The following is a 17,546-nucleotide window of genomic DNA, read 5'->3' as shown; positions in this document are numbered from 1 at the left end:
CGCAGCTGGCCGAACAGCACGTGCAGCCCGAACCACAGCGCCAAGTTCAGGATCACCCCCACCACCGCCGCTGTCACCGCCGTCAGCGCGGCGCTCAGCGCGTGATTGTCGCGCAGGTGTTCGATGAAGGGCGCGCCCAGGAAGATCCACAGGAAGCACGGCAGGAATGTGACCCAGGTGGTCAGCAGCCCGCCCAGGGTCGCGGCCAGCAGCGGCGGCAGGCTGCCCGCCTCGCGCAGCGCTCCCATGAAGCCCACGAACTGCGTCACCATGATCAACGGCCCCGGGGTGGTTTCGGCCATGCCCAGCCCGTCCAGCATTTCCCCGGGGGCCAGCCAGCCATAGGTCTCGACCGCCTGCTGGGCGACATAGGCCAGCACCGCATAGGCACCGCCAAAGGTCACCACCGCCATCACGCTGAAGAACCCGGCAATCTGAGAGAACACGTTCTGCGGCCCAAGCATTAGGAACAGCGCTGCCACTGGCAGCAACCAGAGCCCTAGGAACACGACCGAGATGCGGGCCGCCCACCCCGCGCTGACCCGTGTGTGATCGGGCGTGCCCTCTCCCAGCAAGGTATCGGCATCTTCGACCTGGGTGCCGCCCATCTTGCCGTGCCCACCGCCGCCTTGAAATGCGGCTAGCCCGGACCGCGCGCCCAGATATCCCGCGACCGCTGCGGTCAGGATGATGACCGGAAACGGCACCCCAAATGCGAAGATGGCAACAAAGGACGCAGCGGCGATGCCGATCATCGTAGGGTTCTTCAGGGCGCGCGACCCGATGCGGATGATCGCCTGCACGACGATGGCCAGCACTGCGGCCTTGAGCCCGAAGAACAGCCCTTCCAGCACGCCAGTATTGCCCCAGATCGCATAGATCCACGACAGACCCATAATCGCCACGACACCGGGCAGTACGAACAGCAACCCCGCGATGATACCGCCAAGTGTCCGGTGCATCAGCCAGCCGATATAGACGGCCAGCTGCATCGCCTCGGGGCCGGGCAGCAGCATACAGTAGTTCAGCGCGTGCAGGAACCGCCGCTCGCCCAGCCATTTTTGTTCCTCGACCAGCACGCGGTGCATCAAGGCGATCTGGCCTGCGGGACCGCCAAAGCTGAGCAGGCCAATGCGCGCCCAAATGCGGGTGGCCTCGGCAAGGGTAGGATAGGGACGGGTCGTCATCATTCTGCCCTCGACTTGTTGGTGGGCCAGTTATGGGTCTCGCCGGTCGCGTCACGCGCCCACCGATAGAGCGCGTCATAGACCAGCATTCCCGCCTCCAACTGCTCCAGATCGTCGGCATACATGCGCGACAGGCCAAGGGAGACGGCCAGCAGCCCCGCTGCTTCGGGTGCCAGGTCTAGCCGTGCCGTATCGGCAGCCCGCACGATCACGGCCAGTCGGTCCAGCGCCGGAACGGACAGGCCCAGTTCAGCCAGCATCACGTCGAAACTGCACAGATCGCCCCTATGGCTGAAAAAGACATCCTCGATGTCGAACGGCGCAGCCTCATGGCGCTCGGCCACACCCGAAACTTCGGCCGGCGCCACGAACAGGATTACCGCACGGGGATCGACGAACCGGCGGATCAGCCACGGGCAGGCGATCCGGTCGATCTTGGGTCGCGCGCGGGTGACCCAGACTGTGCGGCCCTGCCCGTCGCGCGGGGGCAAATGGTCCGTCCGAATCAAAGGCAAGCCTGCCTCTCGCCACGCGACAAAACCACCTTCCAGGTATTCGGCCGGGCGTCCTTCGGCGCGCAGCCACGCCGCAGCACCCTGACTGCGACGATGACCCGCTTGGCAGAGCACGAGGACAAGACCGGGCGGCAGCGGCGGCAGATCGGCCAGCGCACGGTCATCCGCGCGGATGGTCCCCGGCACCAGCCGCGGATCGGCAGCGAAGTCGGTATCGGACCGGACATCCAGAATGACCGGCGCGCGCGGCGTGCCGAAGATCCGGGCAAGTTTGTCGATGGAAATCGCATTGGGCGCAGGCATGGGCGTTCCTCCCGTGAAGGTTTCAATGGAACGCGAACTTCGGCTGACGCCTCGTGGGGCGGTCGCAGGCCCCATGCGCAAGGAAATAGATTGCGGGTGATGGCAAGGTCAAGAAGGTAGATCGACGTTACCTCGTGTGCAGCGATGCAGCCTCCGGGGCGTAGCACGTCCTTGCCGGTTGTTACGAAGTCCAACCGATGGATGGCGTCGCCGCGAGGCCACCGCGATCATCCCTATCCGGAAGAACGGCCGATGTTGGAAAGAGGACTGCCCTGCCGCGATCGCCCGAAACGAAACCCTGCGTGCCACCCGGCACTATGCCAGGGCGTTTTGGAAGCGATGGACGGGATACCACGTCCGAAGTCGGATCGAAGCGAAGATGCGGTGCCTCAAGGCCTTCGGTGAACGCATCGCGGCAAGAGACCCCGATCGCCAGACCCCCGAAATCCAGATCCGCGTCACACTGATGAACCGCTTCTCGGCCCTCGGAACGGCCGAAATCATTCGTGTGGACTGAGGCCAAAAGGGGAAGGGACAATCATGCCCCAGGCGTGAGTTACGCAACAACGCCCTCAGCGTCTGCCGGCTGACCCATCGTCAGGCCTATGCCGACATCTTCATGGTCGCCTGCGTCGGCCCGCTGCTGGCCCTGGTCGTGGTCGTCCTGGTCGCGGCCTGATATCGGCGTGGATGGTCTTGTGGCCGCAGGCGCAGTGAGGAATGGTCAAAGCGCGGCGCGCCCGATGGCCTGAGCCGAGTCGGAAGGGCGCAGTGATCGGATGATGGAAGAAGCAAGTCAGGCCCTGCTGCTGCTCGAGGCACTCGGCATCGGTCTTCTGATCGGGATCGAGCGCGAGCGCAACGGGGGCGAGAACGGCGGTCCGGCCCCGATCGGGGTCAGGACCTTCTCGCTCGCCTCGCTGATTGGCGCACTCAGCCAGTATGCGGGCGGGCTGCCGTTGCTGGCGGTGGCGCTGGCCGCGGTGGGCGTCCTGCGGGCGGTCGCACATCTGTCGCAGCCGGACCGGCAGGCAGGAATGACCACCAGCCTCGCGCTGGTGCTGGTCGTGGTTCTGGGTGGGTTGTCGGTCGAGCATACGTTCCTTGCCGCCGCGTCGGGGGTGCTGGTCGTCACCCTGCTGGCGGCACGGTCGGCCCTGCGCGACTTCAGCCGCTCGGTCCTGAACGACTTCGAGATGCGCGACGGATTGATCCTTGGCGTCTCAGGTCTGATCATCCTGCCAGTGATCCCCGATACCGGCTTCGGGCCGGACGGTGCGATCAATGCGCGCGCCATCTTTGTCATCGTCATCCTGGTGATGGTCATCGGGGCGGTCAGTCACATCTGCACCCGGGTCTTCGGCGACCGGCTTGGCCTGCCACTTTCGGGGTTCCTGTCGGGTTTCGTGTCCTCGACGGCCACCGTGGTCGAGATGGGCCGCAAGGTCGACGCACCGGGTGATACGGCCGTCCGCTTCATCCAGCCAGCGGCGGCGGGGGCCACCTTGTCTTCGGTGTCGTCGCTGGTGCAGACCGGCATGGTGCTGGGCCTGGTCAGCCCGTCCCTGTTCGCCCTGGCATTGCCGGTGCTGGTGGTACCGACCGTGGTCGTGCTGATCTTCAGCGCCCTGCTGGTCTACCTGGCTACGCGAAAAGGGGGCGAGCCGGCGGGGATCGAATTGCCCTCGCGGATCTTTAGCGTCAAGGACGCGGTGAAGTTCGCTTTGACCGTGACAGCGGTCATCCTGATCTCTGCGATGCTGAACGATCGGTTTGGTACCGAGGCCGTACTGCTGTCAGCGGCCCTGGCCGGGTTGATCAGCACAAGTTCGGCTGCCGTCGCTCTAGCCTCACTGGTGGCTGCAGGCCAGATGCCGGCGGGTGAGGCCGTGATGCCCTTGGCGGCTGCCCTGACGGTCAATGCCATGGTACGACTTGTGCTTGCCCTCCGCTCACGATCGCCGGTATTTGGGCGGATTGTGGCACTGGGCCTGGTCCTGTCCGTCCTATCCGTCTGGATCGGCTGGCACTTCTCGGCGGTAATTAAGGTCTGGCTGAACGACTAAGCAGGCGCCTGTGGCGATACGGCAGCTTGGTCCTGGCTCCAGGCTTTCGCTTGGGGCGCCATGCTGGCGGCCTGCACAGGTCGCTGTGCGTCCCGGTTGGCGACTAATCTGCAATGCCCGTTTCAATGGTGATTCTCACACTGCACCCTGGTGGCCATCAGGATGTACACTGGCGACGGCGTATGGGGTGCGGTAGGCGGGGAAGGTGGCAGTCAGGGAAGCGAAGCCTCATTTCGGGCTGGACAGCTAAACTTGCAGGGCTCGAAGAATCTTTGGCAAAAAGAGATGCCAGCGCCAACTTGGCCCACGGGATACGAGCAGGCCGGTTAACGCGGCCTGCAGGATCCGTTGGGCATTGGCGCAAAATGTTGCGCTGAAATCTCCCGCCGGTGCGACGGAAGGTCCGGGTTGGCCACCAGCGGACCAGGCTGCCGATGACCGAAGCCCTTCTCATTAGGTCTCGATGACCTAGGTGCCGCGCAATTTCAGCGTGATGGTGACGGCGGCGGCGTCGCGGTTGCGCCAGAACCAGCCGTGCTCGCCGGCAAAGGGGGCCTCGATGCTGCCCTTACTTACCCGCAGCTTCTTCCCGTCCGCGGGCGTAGTTGATCGGCTGGCCTTTGTTCTGGGCTTGTTGGTTGTTTAACCTGACAGGCCTGATCGCCCCTGGAGCCATCCATCGGCTTCGGCTTTTCGCTGACCCGGACGTCCATCGGGCGCTTCATCAACCGCTCCGCGCGCGAGGCCGACCGGGGCGCGGTCTTTGCCGCACAACTCGCGTTTTCACACGCCTGCTGGCTGGTCACGTATCCACTGGCGGGTTGTATCGGCGCGGGCGCGGGCGCGGGGCTGTCGGTCGCGGCGCTGGTGCTGGCGGGGATCCGGGCGGCCAGTTTGGTGGCGGTGCTGCGCCTGTGGCCCGCCGATGACCTGACCGTGTTGCCGCATGTCCACCCGGACCTGCCGCCCGACCATCCGCATCTGGCCGAACACGGCCCCACCATGCCCATGCTGTCGTCATCGACGATCTGCACCGCCGCTGGCCCAAGGCGGCCTGAGCGGGGGACTGCGCCTAGCACTCCTCCGGGGCGCGGATGTGGCGGAACTGGTGCAGCTGCAGCAGGTCGTAGGTGATCTTGAGCCCGCCGCAGACGAGAAACGGTACGGCCAGCCATCCCGCCCCCATCATTGCCCCCGCGATCGAGGGACTGACCGCGGCGGCAAGGCTGCGTGGCACCGAGGTGAAGCTGGCGGCGGCCGTCCGTTCGCCCTCGGTCACGACGGCGATCACATAGGAGGACCGGGTGGGCACTGAACTGCGCCGGGTCTGCCGGAGACTCCAACTCTTGAGTAGGATGGAGCATGATGAGCAAGACGACGAACAAGTTTTCCCCTGAGGTCCGCGAGCGCGCAGTGCGGCTGGCTCTCGACACCGAGGGCCAGCATAAGTCGCGCTGGCAGGCGGTTATGTCGATCGCGGCGAAGATCGGCTACACCGCACAAACCCTGAACGAGTGGGTCAAGAAGGCCCAAATCGACAGCGGCAGGCGCGCCGGTATCCCGAGTGAGATTGCCGAGAATATGAAAGCGCTGGAACGCGAGACCCGCTTGCTCTGCTCGACAAAGCCGTCGAAGGTCGGCGGTGTCGGCATCAGCGCAGCCCGTTCCGCAGCCCAAGCCTCAGCGATCGTGCCCGGCAGCATGCCGTGCGGCAGGCGCGCCCACTGCTCGATGCAGCGTTCCTCGAGCCAGGCGTTCATCGCCGCCAGATCCGGAAAAGTCCGGCATCAGCTGAAGGATCTGGTGCCGGGCATCCTGCACGTTCTTCTCGACCTGCCCTTTCTCCCAGCCCGCTGCCGGGTTGCAGAACTCAGGCTCGAAGACGTAGTGGCTGGTCATCGCCAGGAACCGCGTGTTGACCCTCCGGACCTTGCCCCGGCCGACCCGGTCAACGGCGGTCTTCATGTTTTCGTAGATGCCCCGCCCTAGTACCCCGCCGAACACCCGGAACGCGTGCCAGTGAGCATCGAACAGCATCTCGTGCGTCTGCAGCAGATAGGCCCGCAGCAGGAATGCCCGGCTGTGAGACAGCTTGATGTGGGCAATCTGGAGCTTCGTGTTCTCGCCCGCGATCGTCGCCCAGTCCTCGCTCCAGTCGAACTGGAAGGCCTCCCCGGGCTGAAACACCAGCGGGACGAAGGTGCCGCGGCCGGCGCTCTGCTCCTCGCACTGGTGATCGGCCTTCCACTGCCGCGCGAAGGCCGCGACACGGTTGTGGGAACCGGTGTAGCCCAGAGCGACCAGCTCCTTGTGGAGATGCTTCAGCGTTCGCCGCTTCTTGCGCGACTTGCCAGCTTCCGTCTTCAGCCACGCCGACAGCTTGTCCGCGAACGGATCCAGCTTGCTCGGCCAATCCGGCGTCCGGAACGCCGGCTCCACCGTGCCTGCCCGAAGATACTTGCGGATGGTGTTCCGCGACAGCCCCGTCCGCCGCGCAATCTCCCGGATGGACAGCCGATCCCGCAGCCCCCAGCGTCGGATCACACTCAGTAGCGCCATGTCAATTACTCCGTTGTCCCCGCTTCCAAAGCCAGGGCGCGTTCAAACATAGGTCACTTCTCAGTGGAAATCTCCTGGCCACTGGAGTGAACTGCATGGGCTGGACCACAGCTGATACGCTGGACGGGCCTTGATTGGAGAAGGCCCATGACACCACGAGGTCCCTACCGCCGGCATTCCACGCCGTTCAAGCTGCGGCTTTGCCAAGACACCCGCACCGGCGCTCTTGGGCGGCGCGATGCGCAGCGCAGCCACAATCTTTCCGCCAACCTCATTCAGCTATGGCTTACGCAATATGACCGGGGGGTTTGAACGACGAGGAAGCCAAGGCCGGTGTCATTGCAGAGTATGAAGCTCGCATTGCCGCGCTCGAGCGGAAGATGGGTCAGCTCACGATGGAGCTGGATCTTGAAAAAACACCACGGATGTGGACCGCGGGCGGCAGCGAAAGATTCTTCGTGATCAGCGGCCCCTTGGCTGCTCCGTCAGACGGGGGTGCAAAGCCATGAACCTGCCGCGCAGCACCTACTACTACTACCGCTATGCCAGGACCCTCGAGCTGACAGACGGCGAACTCACCGCCATCATCGAAGATGTCCAGGATAAGCTACCCTGCTATGGCTATAGACGCGTGACTCACCAGCTTCGGCGCCGTGGTTTTGCAATCAATCACAAAAGGGTAGCACGGGGCATGCGAGTAGCGGGACTGGGCATCAAGCCCCGCAAGCGCTCTGTGCGTACGACTGACAGCCGGCATGACTCTCCAATCTTTCCCAACCTGTATCGCAACCTCATTCCCGATCGCCCTGACAGGGTCTGGGTCGCGGATTTCACCTACATCCGCGTCGTCACAGGCTTCTGCTATTTGGCCGCCATCCTGGATGCCTGTAGCCGCAAAGTCATAGGCTATGGATTGTCACAGCATCTGGATACGGAACTGGCACTCGCAGCTCTGCGCGCGGCCGTCATGACCAGAAAGCCTTCCAAGGGCTGCATTCATTATACGGATCGCGCCTGTCAGTACGCATCCTAAAGCTATTGGGACGCCCTCGCTGCTTCAGGCTTGCGCCGTTCGATGAGCAGCGACGGCAATCCTTATCATAACGCGCAGGCTCATAGCTTTATGAAGACCCAGAAGGTCGAGGAGGTCTATCGAGCCGGTTACGAGACTTTTGCCGATGTGGCAGTCCGCTTGCCGATCTTCATTGAGCAGATCTACAACACGAGAAGGCTTCACTCAGCCCTCGGCTACAGAACCCCAGAGGAATTCGAAACCCTGTTTGCCCAGAAAGCGGCTTAGTTCGAATGGTGCGATGTCGTCCACCCCATGGGGTTCACTCCAAACCCGGCTCAGTTCTCAGCGGAAATCAACACACGGCCAGCAGCACCGATACCTCGATCCGGTCGGACGGGACAGGGTCAAGGCGCGCGGCAAGGGCGCGCAGGCCGGCCTCGGGCGCGGTATCTGCGGCCGCAGCTGCATCGCCACCGGTCGCATGGACAAGACGGATGCGCGCGCTATCCAGAACCCCTAGCCACAGTGCGGTCTGGGCCGCGAGATCGGCGGGGTCCGACAGGTCGGAGGCGATGAGGACGCGCCGGTAGGGGCCCTGCGGCTGCTGTCGCACCGACAGCACGGGACGGGTGCTGCCGCGCAGCACCCGCTGGATCGTTGTCCCCAGAAGCCCCGCCAGAGGCCCGCGCGACCGCGACGCGCCAAGCACGATCAGATCGTGGTCGCCCGCCTCGGCGGCCGCAAGAATTTCGGTATGGGGTTCGCCCTTGCGGATCAGCATCTCGGGGCGCACGGCGTCGGCGGGTTGGCGGGCGTCGAGCCACTCGGTCATGACCGGTGGCTCGGTACCACCGTCGCCCAAGACCAGCGCGGCCGATACCTCGGGGTCCACGACATGCAGCATGCTGATCCGCTCGGCATGGCCGCGCTACAGCAACAATGCCCGGTCCAGCGCCGCCACCGACTGCCGGGCGAAATTGGTTGCCAGAAGAAGCGTCTCGATCATCTAGTGAGGGTTTGCGCTATTCGCCGCAAAGGCAAGCCTTTCCGGACGTCCAGGCGAAAACGCGGAAATCCGGCGCCTGCTTGATCCATGTCAGGCTTGGTCGATACCGGCTATGGCAGCATCGCGGCAACGCAAACCGGAACGAAAGTAATCGGACATGGCATTGCTGGCTGGAAAGGTCGCGCTGGTCTCCAGCGCTGCGGCGGGGATCGGGCGCGCGACGGCGCTGAAATTCGCCGCCGAAGGGGCAAGGGTCATGGTCTCGGATGTCGAGACCGGGGGCGGCGAGGAAACCGCGGCGCTGATCCGCGCCAGGGGCGGCGAGGCATGTTTCCTGCGCGCCGACGTGTCGGTTGCAGCCGATGTCCAGGCGCTGGTCGCCGCCACAGTCGCGGCCTATGGTCGGCTGGACTGTGCCTGCAATAACGCCAGCATCGAAGGCACGATCGCGCCCTTCATCGAGCAGACCGAGGCGAATTTCGACCGCATCATCGCGGTCAACCTGAAGGGCACCTTCCTGTGCCTGCAGGCCGAGATCACCCAGATGCTGGCCCAGGGCGGTGACGGGGGGCCATCGTCAATCTGTCCTCGGTCGCCGGGCTGATCGGCTTTCCGGGCCTTGCGTCCTATGTCGGAGCAAAGCACGGGGTGAACGGGCTGACCCGCAATGCAGCACTTGAATATGCCAAGTCGGGGATCCGGGTGAATTCGGTCTGCCCGGCCGGGATCGACACCCGGATGCTCGATTCGCTGGCCGAACAGGCGACGGGGGCAAGATGACCAGCCGCCAGATGATGGACGGGCTGCACCCGATGGGCCGCATCGGCGCTCCCGGCGAGGTGGCGGGCCTGATCGTCTAGCTCTGCTCGCCCGAGGCCGGGTTCATGACCGGCGCGGTGGTGCCGGTCGATGGCGGGTTCGTCGCACAGTGGTCCGCAGGGGTCGAAGCGCGGGGTCGCCTCAGATCAGGACGGAGGCCAGGATCGCACCGGTGACGGCCAGCAGCAGGATCGCAGCGGCGGCACCTTCGCGGAAGATGTCCTCGACGCGGTCCAAGTCCTCGGCGATGACCGTCTGCGGCTTCGGACGCGACCGGCGCAGGGACCGTGATCCGGCGCGCATGGCGGCCCGGGCGGCGACGGTCAGGGCTGCGGCCCGGCGCTGCACCGGGCCGAGGGCATCGCCTTCGGGCAGGGCGGGCGGTTTCAGCCCGACCGCGGCGGCCCCGGCGATCAGCAGCACCGCCAGGCCCAGCGGCCAGGCATCGGTGATCTGCGCGCGCAGATCCGTCGCCAGCGGGGACTTGTCGGCAAGATCGGCGTAGAGCAGCCAGGGCAGCCAGAGCGCCGCGCCCGCCAGCGCAAGGAACGCCAGCGCCATCAGGACCGGCGGGCGGCGGCGCGGTTTCGACCGTGGCAGAACCGCCAGATAGCGCGCCATCGCCAGCGCAGTGGTCAGCGCCGACAGCCCGATCAGCGTCGCGCCAAGGGCCCCGGCCGGGTCCTTCAGCGCCGACTTGACCAGCGCCCCGGCCAGCAGCGGGCCCCCGGCCAGCGACAGGCCCAGCACCGCCAGTACCGCCATGAGCCCCCAGCGCCAGGCCCGGCCGCAGGTCGGGGCCAGCCCGACGCCAAGAAACAGCGCCCCCTTGGCCAGCCCGTGATGCAGCGTGAAGAGTGCCAGCGCCGGCAGCAGCGTGGCGGGCGCGCTGCCTTGCGCCAGGGCATAGCCCAGCACGCCCATGACCAGCCCCATCTGGCTGACGGTCGAATAGGCCAGCACCGACTTCGCCCCAGCCTGCCCCAGCGCCAGCAGCGCCGCAAGGAACAGCCCAGTGAAGGCCAGAATCATCAGGACAGTTCCCGCCCCCAGTGCCGGCGTGCCCAGCGGCAGGAACGCCACAAGCCCGAAGATCCCGGCCTTGACGATGGCGCCCGAGAGCACCGCCGAGGCCGGCACCGGTGCCGCCGGATGCGCCACCGGCAGCCAGACATGCAAGGGCATTAGCCCGGCCTTGATCCCGAAGCCCGCGATCAGAAGCCCGAGTGCCGCAGGATGCGTCGAAGGCAGGGCTAGGGCGGCGCGCACCGCCTCGATCCCGATGCTCCGCCCGCGCCGTAAGAGGCCAGCATCAGCCCGACCAGGATCGCCACCTCGCCCAGCACGGCCAGCACCAGATAGACGGTGCCCGCCCGCATCGACGCGGGCTTGCGGTCATGGATCACCAGCGGATAGGCCAGCAGCGAGACCAGCGCGAAAAAGACGTAGAAGCTGATGATGTCTGCGGCGATGAAGACGCCAAGATTGCCGGCCAGCACCAGGTTCCAGAACAGCGCGAAAGACGTGGGCCGGCCGTCGTGCCGCAGGTAGAAGGCCGCGTAGACCCCGGCCCAGAACCACAGCAGCGCCGCCCCGCCCAGAAACAGCGCACCGGTCCCGGTCAGTTCCAGCCCGCCGTCCAGCAGGATCCCCGGCAGCGCGACCGGGGTGTCGCGCGGGGTGATGACCGCGGCCGCCAACCCCGGTAGCGGGCCGAGCGGCAAGAGCGTCACCATGCGCGGGCCCCAGCCCGGCAAGAGGGAGAGGCTCGCTAGCAGCATCGGCCACAGGACAGCCAGCGGCAAGAGCAGCGACAGGTCGGCTGTCATCGCAGGTAGCCCCCCTCGGCGATCAGGGTGACCCAGGCCAGCGGGCTGAATGGCAGCGAGGCGAAGATGCCCGCCCCCAGCGACACCAGGGCAGTCACCGCTGCAGGCAGGATCAGCATCCGGTCGCGCGTGGTGGCCAGTTCGCGGATGGCGGGACGGTCCGCAGGGGGCGGCAACAGCCAGGCGCGATAGAGGAGCGGCAGGAAATAGGCGGCGTTCAACAGCGACGAGCCCGCCAGCACCGCCACCACCCAGGCCGCGTCCGATTGCAGCGCGCCGATCCCGAGATACCATTTCGAGATGAAGCCCGCGACCGGCGGCAGCCCGATCATGCCCAGCGCGCCGACCGAGAACGCCGCCATCGTCACCGGCATCAGGCGGCCCGCCCCGTCCAGATCGGCAATCGCCTTGATCCCCATGCGGTTCGCGAGCGCGCCGGCGCACATGAAGAGGGTGATCTTCATGATCCCCTGATGCACCAGATGCACCAGCCCGCCGATCACGGCATATGGCCCGATCAGGCTGGCGCCAAGGATGATGTAGCTGACCTGGCTCACCGTGGAATAGGCCAGCCGCTTCTTCAGATCGGTCTGCATCAAGGCGCGGACCGAGCCGTAAAGGATGGTGACCGAGGCCAGCGCCGCCAGCGGCAGGCCCAGCCCCAGGTCGGCCACGGTGCCGATGCCGTAGACATCATAGATCATCCGCACGATGCCGAAGGCTCCGGCCTTGACCACTGCGACGGCGTGCAGAAGCGCGCTGACCGGGGCGGGGGCGGCCATTGCCTCGGGAAGCCAGCCATGCAGGGGGAAGATCGCGGCCTTCACCCCCAGCCCGCCGATGCACAGGATGAAGATCAGCGTCAGGGTCAGCGCGGGGATGCCGGTCAGGTCCGGCGGCGCGGCGAACTCGATCGCCCCGACCAGCGACTGCAGCCACAGGATCCCGGCTAGGAAGGCAACGCTGCCCGCCAGCGTGTAGGAAAGGTAAATCCGCCCCGCGCGCAGCGACTTATCGTCGCCCTTATGCGCGACCAGCGGCCAGGTCGCCAGCGTCAGCAGTTCGTAAAACAGGAAGAAGGTGATCGCGGTGCCCGACATCGCCACGCCGGTCGCCGCCAGAACGCATAGATTGAAGAAGCCGAAGAACCGCGACAGGTTCGGCCCGCGGTCGAAATACGCGATGGCATAGATCGTGGTCATCAGCCACAAGAACACCGACAGAGTCACGAACAAGAGCGCAAGCTTGTCCAGCCGCAGCACAAGATCGTTGTCCGGTAGGAACTCGTAGCGCCATTCAAACACCAGACCGGCCTCAGTCGCGTTTAGCAGGTAGGCTACTACCAGCAGCTTGGTAAAGGCCACGCCGAGGTTGGCCGCGTTGCGCCAGGAGGACAGCCGCTCTGGCAAGGCAAAGCTGACCGCGGCGGCGACCAGCGGCAGGAACACCAAAAGCAGCGGCGCGAAGGTCATCATGGCGCGACCTCCGGTTGGATCACCGTGGGCGTGGCCCAGGGTACCTCAATGGCCGAGACGTCGACCAGCGCGGTGCCGGCAAATCCCATAACGATCGCCAGTCCCGCCAGCGTCAGCGGTGCCACGGCTTTCACTCCGCCGGTCACCGGGCCGCGCGACGCGGTATCAGGTCCCGCGCCAGCCAACGGGGCAAAGCAGGCCGACAGCGCCCGAAAGAGATAGACCGCTGCCAGAAGGCCACCCACCACCAGCACTCCGGCATAAAGGAACGCGCCCTGCTCGATTGCTGCGCTTAGCAGCAGGAACTTGGCGGTGAACCCGCCCGAGGGCGGCAGCCCCATCAGGGACACCGCCGCAAGGCCGAAGGCGGTCACGGTCAGGGGCATAGCCTGCGCCAGTCCGCCCAGATCGGCGATCCGGTCACCGGCGGCAGCCTTCAGCATCAGCCCTGCCGCAAGGAACATTGCCGCCTTGGCCAGCATATGCGCCACGCCGTGCAGCGTCATCCCGGCCCAAGCGCTGGAAGGCTCGACCGCCCCGGCGACCAGCGGAAAGGCCAGGAACAGATAGCCGACCTGCGCCACCGTCGAATAGGCCACCAGCGGCTTCAGCCGGTCCTGCCGCATCGCCTGGATCGACCCGTAGATCACCGCCGCCGCACCCAGGCCACCCAGCACATGCAGGGCGGCAGAGCCGGTGATGGCCGGGAAAGCCTCGAACCACAGGCGCAACAGGATCACGAAGCCAAGCTTGACCGCAATCGCCGACAAAAGCGCGCTGGCCGGAGCGGGGGCGGCGGCGTGGGCGGGCGGCAGCCAGCCGTGCATGGGAAAGAGCGCAGCCTTGATCAGAAGCCCCGCCGTCATCAGCCCCAGCGCCATGACCGTCGCCAGATCGAGGCGCGCGACCTGTGCCAGCAGGGTCACGTCGACCGTGTTGTAATTCGCCACCAGAAGCGCCACGCCCAGAAGATAGGCCAGCGAGCCCAGCATCGCGATCATGAAATAGCGCAGCGCCGCCGCAAGCGACCCCATCGCGGCCAGCGCCACGGCTGCCAGGCTGACCATCTCCAGCGTGACGTAGAGGTTGAAAAGGTCGGTGGTCAGAAAACCCGCATTGGCCCCGGCCCACATCAGGTAGAGGAGTGGCCAGAATGTCTCGGCCGTGGCCGCGCCGCCATCATTGCCGCCCGGCGGATCGACCAGCGCATGCAGCCCGATGGCACCGATTACCAGTGCGCCCGCCAGTACCATCAGCCGCGCGACCCCGTCGGCGCGCAGAAGGATGCCCAGCGGCAGGTCCCAGTTGCCGACCAGCAGCGTTGTCCCCGGCGGCAGGAGCGCCAGCCACAGCGCCAGCCCCGCCATCACCGGTGCCGCCGCCAGGATCAGCCAGCGACCGCTGCCACGCAGCAAGAGCGCCGCCACCATGAAGCCAAGCGGCACCGCCACCAGAAGGCCAAGCAGGTTCATGCGTCCGGCTTTCCGGCTTTGCCTGATCTGGGGACCGAGGTGCTTCGGCCAGCCGCACGATCATCGCCGCGCCAAAGGCGGTCAGTGCCACCGCAACGACGATGCCGGTGATCACTAGCGCCTGCGGCATCGGGTCAATGGCATCCGGCCCGCGGCCGAGACCGCCCAGGATCAGAAAGACGCCCGCTCCGACCACGTTGACCGCGAGAAGCTGACGCAAGGCATGTCGCCGGACGATGAAGGCGTAGAACCCGAGTGCGGTCAGGATTGCCCCCGTCACCGCGTAGATATGACCGGCGGAGACCGGTTCGGGTGCCAGGAGTTCCATCTCAGCCGTTTCCGCCCGCGTCCGGGACAGGGGAATCGGCCACCGGCGGCCCGGCCACCAGCAGTGCCAGCGTCACCCCGATCGACAGGAACAGCGTGTATTCGATGGTCACGATCAGCGCCTTAGCCAAGCCCTTGGGATAGATCAGGAATCCGCCCGCCGCGATGCCGCCCAGCCCGATCGCCAGAAAGACCAGCGGCCCCAGCACCAAGGCAGCGCGCAACAGCGGCCGGTCGCTGCGTGGCAGGCCGATGGCCCCGCCCATCGCCGCCAGCATCAGCCCGCCCGCAAGCACGGTTCCCGCCTGGAAGGCTCCGCCCGGCAGGTCGGACCCGGCCCAGACCAGATAGGCCGCCATCACCAGCGCCACGGGCAGCAGAACCCGCCCGGAGGCCCCGGCAACCTGATGCATCTGTCCGTCGGCCATGCGGGGTTCCGCCGGTCGGCCCGGCCAGGCCCGCGCAGGTGCCAGCGACCAGACCGCGACCAGCGCGCCCAGCAGGACGAAGCTTTCCAGAAGCGTGTCATAGGCGCGAAAAGCCAGCAGAACCCCGGTCACCCGGTTCTCGATGCCAAGCCCTGGCATCAGCGGTGCGACCACCCGGTCCAGCCCGCTTTCCGGGGTGATCGACAACACCGTGGCCGCCAGCAGCACGGCAAAGCTGGTGCAGGCCGCAAAGGCCCCGAGCCACAGCCAGGTCGGTGTGTCGCCGCTATGCACCGGATCGCCCAGCGCCAGGAGCCGCGCCCGCGCCAGGATCAGGAGGATGCCGGTGACACCGGCGCCGATGGCTATCTCGGCCAGGGCCACGTTCACCGCACCAAGGCTGAGCCAGGCAAGCCCCATCAGGTTGCCGAAGGCGATGAAGAAGGCGATCGCCGCCAGCGCGTCGCGCACGAACAGCGCGATACCCGCCGTGCCGAGGATCATCAGGCACAGGATGAGGTCGAAGGCACCGCTCATCTGCGGTCGGGCTCCTCGTTCTTGCGCACCCGCCGCGCCAGAAGCTGCGAGGTGGTGCCGGCTGCGATCACCGCAAGAAGCCAGACCAGCGCAAGCTTGGCCGCCACCGCGCCCGAACCCCAGTGGATCGCCGCCGCCAGCGCGACCAGCCCAAGACCGACGTTGTCGGCCTTGGTCAGCGCATGCAGCCGCGATGCCGTGTCGGGAAAGCGCAACAATCCCAGCGAGCCTGCGGCATAGAACCCAAGGCCCGTGCCAAGCAGCGCCAGCACCAAAAGTTCGGTCCAGATCATCCCCGGTCCTCCGCGTCAGGCTTCGGCGGCACGGCGGCCACCCGAACGAAAGCGGTGACCGCGACTGCCGCCAACAGCGTGCCGATCAGCGCCGCGTCGAGAAAGGCCGCATTTTCGCGCGCCGCACCAAGCACCACCGCGACGCCGATCACGCCGGTACCGGCCAGCTGGGCGGCCATGATCCGCTCGACCGGGCCGGGTCCGCGCCAGCAGCGCAGGAGTGCCGCAGCGACAGTCAGCAAAAGGAAGATAGCGGCGAGCGTGAACCAGTCAGCCATGCGGAGCCTCGGATGCGATGACCCGGGGACCAAATAGGCCGAGGATCCGTTGTTCCTGGGAGTGAAAATCTGCCGAGGCAAAGCTGGGCAGGTTCAGCACATGCAGCGCCATCGCGCCATCGCCGTCGCCGGGACCGGCCGCCAGCGTACCGGGCAGCATGCTGACAACCCCGCCCAGTAGCACATTAGCTTCGACCTGGCGGCTGGCCAGGGGCAATTCGACCCAGCCCGGCCCAACCGGAAGGCGCGGATCGAAGGCCCGGCGCGCCACGTCCAGACCGCCAAGCACGCTCTGCACCAGAAAGCGCGGCAGGAACACTGCCACGCGCCAGGCACCGACGCCCGGTCGGTCCGCCGGATAGAGCCGCAGGCTGAGCGCCGCCGCCACCACGACCGCGACGGCGCCATAGGGCAGTGCATCTGTAGCAGAACCTGTCAAGACGATCCAGAGCAGTGCCAGGATCATTGATCGGTTCAGGAACGAAACAGCATGCATCAAGAAACGATACCCCAAGTTAAGTTACAGCCACCAGCACACGAAAAGTTCGGCGGATGCAAGGTGTTAATCAAGCGGCGTCTCAGTTAGCAGGATAGACACGAGATGCGGCATAACCCGCACCCGATTGCAACCGTTCTACCAGCGCTATCGCGGAAATCTGGTGTGGGGATCAAAAGTCGAACAGTTCGCCCAGCATCGATTTACGCTTGCGGCGGCTCGGATCGTGTTCGTCATCATAGTCGGGGCGGTCATCATATCGATCTCCGTCGCGGCGGGCTCGGCTGTCGCGTTCGCGCTGCGGCGAACGACTGTCGCTGCGGGGTTCTGCGAGAACGGTAGCAGACTATCACATTTTGACGATCTTGTCGAGTTCACCCCGGTCGAGCCAGACTTCCCTGTACGTCGGGCAATAGTCAATCTCCACGCCCTGGCGGTCTGATATCGTGAGCAGCGTTCCATCAACGGGGCATTTCATGGTCTTGGTTCCTTTCATCAGTGCAAGCGCACTCTGTCAGTCTGAGGTGGTGGTTGGCATGGGCGTTGATGATGTAACCGCCCCCCGACGGCATCTGTGTGCCAAGGTGGGTCTGCAACGATCCATCGCCAAGGACACGCAGATCTTCGCTCGCCAACTTGGTCTGAAGCCTTGCTTCACCCCGGTGCGGAGCCCTCAGAGCAATGGCATGTCAGAGGCATTCGTGAAGACGCTCAAGCACGATTACGTCCAGGTGACGCCGCTACCAGACGCCCAAACCGTTCTCGGATGGATCGGAGGCTGGATCGAGGACTACAACGACAATCACCCGCATTCAGGGCTGAAGATGCGCTCGCCTCGCGAGTTCATCGCAGCTCAAACCAGCAACTGCCTGAGTGTCCGGTGAAACGGGGGCAAGACCAGAACACTAGCAGAATGCACCGTCCTGGTGCGAACTTGATGG

At 65.8% G+C, this 17,546-nt stretch carries 20 protein-coding genes and 5 pseudogenes; 9 read left to right on the top strand and 16 right to left on the bottom strand.

Translation table 11 applies throughout. From position 1 onward, the window contains the following. Both chrA and TY51_RS12275 read right to left on the bottom strand, forming a co-directional pair. The coding region (gene chrA / locus TY51_RS12280) for a chromate efflux transporter (protein WP_081994964.1) at nucleotides 1–1,187 on the bottom strand (1,187 nt) is incomplete at its 3' end. Next, nucleotides 1,187–2,005: a sulfurtransferase/chromate resistance protein gene (locus tag TY51_RS12275; RefSeq protein WP_042250001.1), complete on the bottom strand. Its 819-nt coding sequence runs from the start codon at nucleotides 2,003–2,005 to the stop codon at nucleotides 1,187–1,189. The genes TY51_RS12275 and chrA, both read right to left, overlap by 1 nt. A 211-nt stretch (nucleotides 2,006–2,216) precedes the next feature. Here TY51_RS12275 and TY51_RS12270 point away from each other — a divergent pair. Further along, nucleotides 2,217–2,522 (top strand): annotated as a pseudogene (locus TY51_RS12270) (IS5/IS1182 family transposase); the annotation flags it as partial. A 262-nt stretch (nucleotides 2,523–2,784) separates the two neighbouring features. Further along, nucleotides 2,785–4,071, top strand: a complete 1,287-nt coding sequence (locus tag TY51_RS12265; RefSeq protein ID WP_042250000.1) for a DUF4010 domain-containing protein — start codon at nucleotides 2,785–2,787, stop codon at nucleotides 4,069–4,071. 783 nt (nucleotides 4,072–4,854) lie between these two features. On the opposite strand, the gene TY51_RS21955 is transcribed toward TY51_RS12265, so the two are convergent. Then, nucleotides 4,855–5,064, bottom strand: coding sequence for a hypothetical protein (locus tag TY51_RS21955; RefSeq protein ID WP_042249999.1), 210 nt, complete (start codon nucleotides 5,062–5,064; stop codon nucleotides 4,855–4,857). A 79-nt stretch (nucleotides 5,065–5,143) separates the two neighbouring features. Further along, nucleotides 5,144–5,383: a hypothetical protein gene (locus TY51_RS12255; protein WP_042249998.1), complete on the bottom strand. Its 240-nt coding sequence runs from the start codon at nucleotides 5,381–5,383 to the stop codon at nucleotides 5,144–5,146. A 53-nt stretch (nucleotides 5,384–5,436) separates the two neighbouring features. On the opposite strand from TY51_RS12255, the pseudogene TY51_RS21090 reads away from it, so the two are divergent. Beyond that, a pseudogene (locus tag TY51_RS21090) lies at nucleotides 5,437–5,685 on the top strand (transposase); the annotation flags it as partial. Here the strand turns inward: TY51_RS21090 and istA are convergent. Continuing rightward, nucleotides 5,622–6,630, bottom strand: a pseudogene (istA, locus tag TY51_RS12250) (IS21 family transposase); the annotation flags it as partial. The pseudogenes TY51_RS21090 and istA sit on opposite strands and share 64 nt — an antisense overlap. Before the next feature lie 308 nt (nucleotides 6,631–6,938). Between istA and TY51_RS23470 the strand changes: the two are divergent. Genes TY51_RS23470 through TY51_RS21950 form a run of 3 tightly spaced genes read left to right on the top strand, consistent with a single transcriptional unit; the run spans nucleotide 6,939 to nucleotide 7,930 of the window. Next, nucleotides 6,939–7,139, top strand: coding sequence for a hypothetical protein (locus tag TY51_RS23470; RefSeq protein WP_231559036.1), 201 nt, complete (start codon nucleotides 6,939–6,941; stop codon nucleotides 7,137–7,139). Then, complete coding sequence (locus tag TY51_RS12240; protein ID WP_042249997.1) at nucleotides 7,136–7,663, top strand: IS3 family transposase; 528 nt, start codon at nucleotides 7,136–7,138, stop codon at nucleotides 7,661–7,663. The genes TY51_RS23470 and TY51_RS12240 overlap by 4 nt, the downstream gene beginning before the upstream one ends. A 30-nt stretch (nucleotides 7,664–7,693) precedes the next feature. After that, entirely contained in the window at nucleotides 7,694–7,930 is a 237-nt protein-coding gene (locus TY51_RS21950) for an integrase core domain-containing protein (RefSeq protein WP_255351411.1), read from the top strand. A gap of 67 nt (nucleotides 7,931–7,997) precedes the next feature. Here the strand turns inward: TY51_RS21950 and TY51_RS20360 are convergent, their stop codons facing one another. Beyond that, nucleotides 7,998–8,549, bottom strand: coding sequence for a universal stress protein (locus tag TY51_RS20360; protein ID WP_052650133.1), 552 nt, complete (start codon nucleotides 8,547–8,549; stop codon nucleotides 7,998–8,000). A 259-nt stretch (nucleotides 8,550–8,808) separates the two neighbouring features. Here TY51_RS20360 and TY51_RS22740 point away from each other — a divergent pair, with 259 nt between their 5' ends. Together TY51_RS22740 and TY51_RS24045 are read left to right on the top strand one after the other, a co-directional pair. Further along, nucleotides 8,809–9,255 (top strand): SDR family NAD(P)-dependent oxidoreductase, encoded by a 447-nt coding sequence (locus TY51_RS22740; RefSeq protein ID WP_197054753.1) that lies wholly within the window; start codon nucleotides 8,809–8,811, stop codon nucleotides 9,253–9,255. Continuing rightward, nucleotides 9,225–9,431, top strand: a complete 207-nt coding sequence (locus TY51_RS24045; RefSeq protein ID WP_197054754.1) for an SDR family NAD(P)-dependent oxidoreductase — start codon at nucleotides 9,225–9,227, stop codon at nucleotides 9,429–9,431. Before TY51_RS22740 ends, TY51_RS24045 begins: the two co-directional genes overlap by 31 nt. 180 nt (nucleotides 9,432–9,611) lie before the next feature. Here TY51_RS24045 and TY51_RS20355 read toward each other — a convergent pair whose 3' ends face one another. The 10 genes and pseudogenes from TY51_RS20355 to TY51_RS24310 all read right to left on the bottom strand — a co-directional run bounded on the left by TY51_RS20355 (nucleotide 9,612) and on the right by TY51_RS24310 (nucleotide 17,083). Continuing rightward, entirely contained in the window at nucleotides 9,612–10,739 is a 1,128-nt protein-coding gene (locus TY51_RS20355; protein ID WP_156118005.1) for a proton-conducting transporter membrane subunit, read from the bottom strand. After that, a complete protein-coding gene (locus TY51_RS24040) occupies nucleotides 10,724–11,299 on the bottom strand; it encodes a proton-conducting transporter membrane subunit (protein WP_156118004.1) in 576 nt (191 codons plus the stop codon). Before TY51_RS24040 ends, TY51_RS20355 begins: the two co-directional genes overlap by 16 nt. After that, nucleotides 11,296–12,774, bottom strand: a complete 1,479-nt coding sequence (locus TY51_RS12215) for a proton-conducting transporter membrane subunit (protein WP_197054752.1) — start codon at nucleotides 12,772–12,774, stop codon at nucleotides 11,296–11,298. Before TY51_RS12215 ends, TY51_RS24040 begins: the two co-directional genes overlap by 4 nt. Next, nucleotides 12,771–14,246 (bottom strand): complex I subunit 5 family protein, encoded by a 1,476-nt coding sequence (locus TY51_RS12210; protein WP_042249995.1) that lies wholly within the window; start codon nucleotides 14,244–14,246, stop codon nucleotides 12,771–12,773. The genes TY51_RS12215 and TY51_RS12210 overlap by 4 nt, the downstream gene beginning before the upstream one ends. A 55-nt stretch (nucleotides 14,247–14,301) precedes the next feature. Further along, nucleotides 14,302–14,574: pseudogene (locus tag TY51_RS24545) on the bottom strand (NADH-quinone oxidoreductase subunit K); the annotation flags it as partial. 1 nt (nucleotide 14,575) lies between these two features. Continuing rightward, nucleotides 14,576–15,538 (bottom strand): hydrogenase subunit MbhD domain-containing protein, encoded by a 963-nt coding sequence (locus TY51_RS12205; RefSeq protein WP_042249994.1) that lies wholly within the window; start codon nucleotides 15,536–15,538, stop codon nucleotides 14,576–14,578. Then, nucleotides 15,535–15,831, bottom strand: coding sequence for a monovalent cation/H(+) antiporter subunit G (locus TY51_RS12200; protein ID WP_042249993.1), 297 nt, complete (start codon nucleotides 15,829–15,831; stop codon nucleotides 15,535–15,537). Before TY51_RS12200 ends, TY51_RS12205 begins: the two co-directional genes overlap by 4 nt. Beyond that, complete coding sequence (locus TY51_RS12195) at nucleotides 15,828–16,109, bottom strand: monovalent cation/H+ antiporter complex subunit F (RefSeq protein WP_042249992.1); 282 nt, start codon at nucleotides 16,107–16,109, stop codon at nucleotides 15,828–15,830. Before TY51_RS12195 ends, TY51_RS12200 begins: the two co-directional genes overlap by 4 nt. Continuing rightward, nucleotides 16,102–16,575 carry a Na+/H+ antiporter subunit E gene (locus tag TY51_RS12190; protein WP_052650125.1) on the bottom strand — a complete coding sequence of 158 codons (474 nt, stop codon included), beginning with the start codon at nucleotides 16,573–16,575 and terminating at the stop codon, nucleotides 16,102–16,104. The genes TY51_RS12195 and TY51_RS12190 overlap by 8 nt, the downstream gene beginning before the upstream one ends. Before the next feature lie 379 nt (nucleotides 16,576–16,954). After that, entirely contained in the window at nucleotides 16,955–17,083 is a 129-nt protein-coding gene (locus tag TY51_RS24310; protein WP_081994960.1) for a zf-TFIIB domain-containing protein, read from the bottom strand. Between the two features lie 124 nt (nucleotides 17,084–17,207). On the opposite strand from TY51_RS24310, the pseudogene TY51_RS12185 reads away from it, so the two are divergent. Beyond that, nucleotides 17,208–17,489 (top strand): annotated as a pseudogene (locus TY51_RS12185) (integrase core domain-containing protein); the annotation flags it as partial. Between the last annotated feature and the right edge of the window lie 57 nt (nucleotides 17,490–17,546).

Source organism: Paracoccus sp. PAMC 22219, from assembly GCF_000787695.1.
In the GTDB taxonomy this organism is placed as follows: Bacteria; Pseudomonadota; Alphaproteobacteria; order Rhodobacterales; family Rhodobacteraceae; genus Paracoccus.
This window is presented reverse-complemented; position numbering and strand designations above follow the sequence as displayed.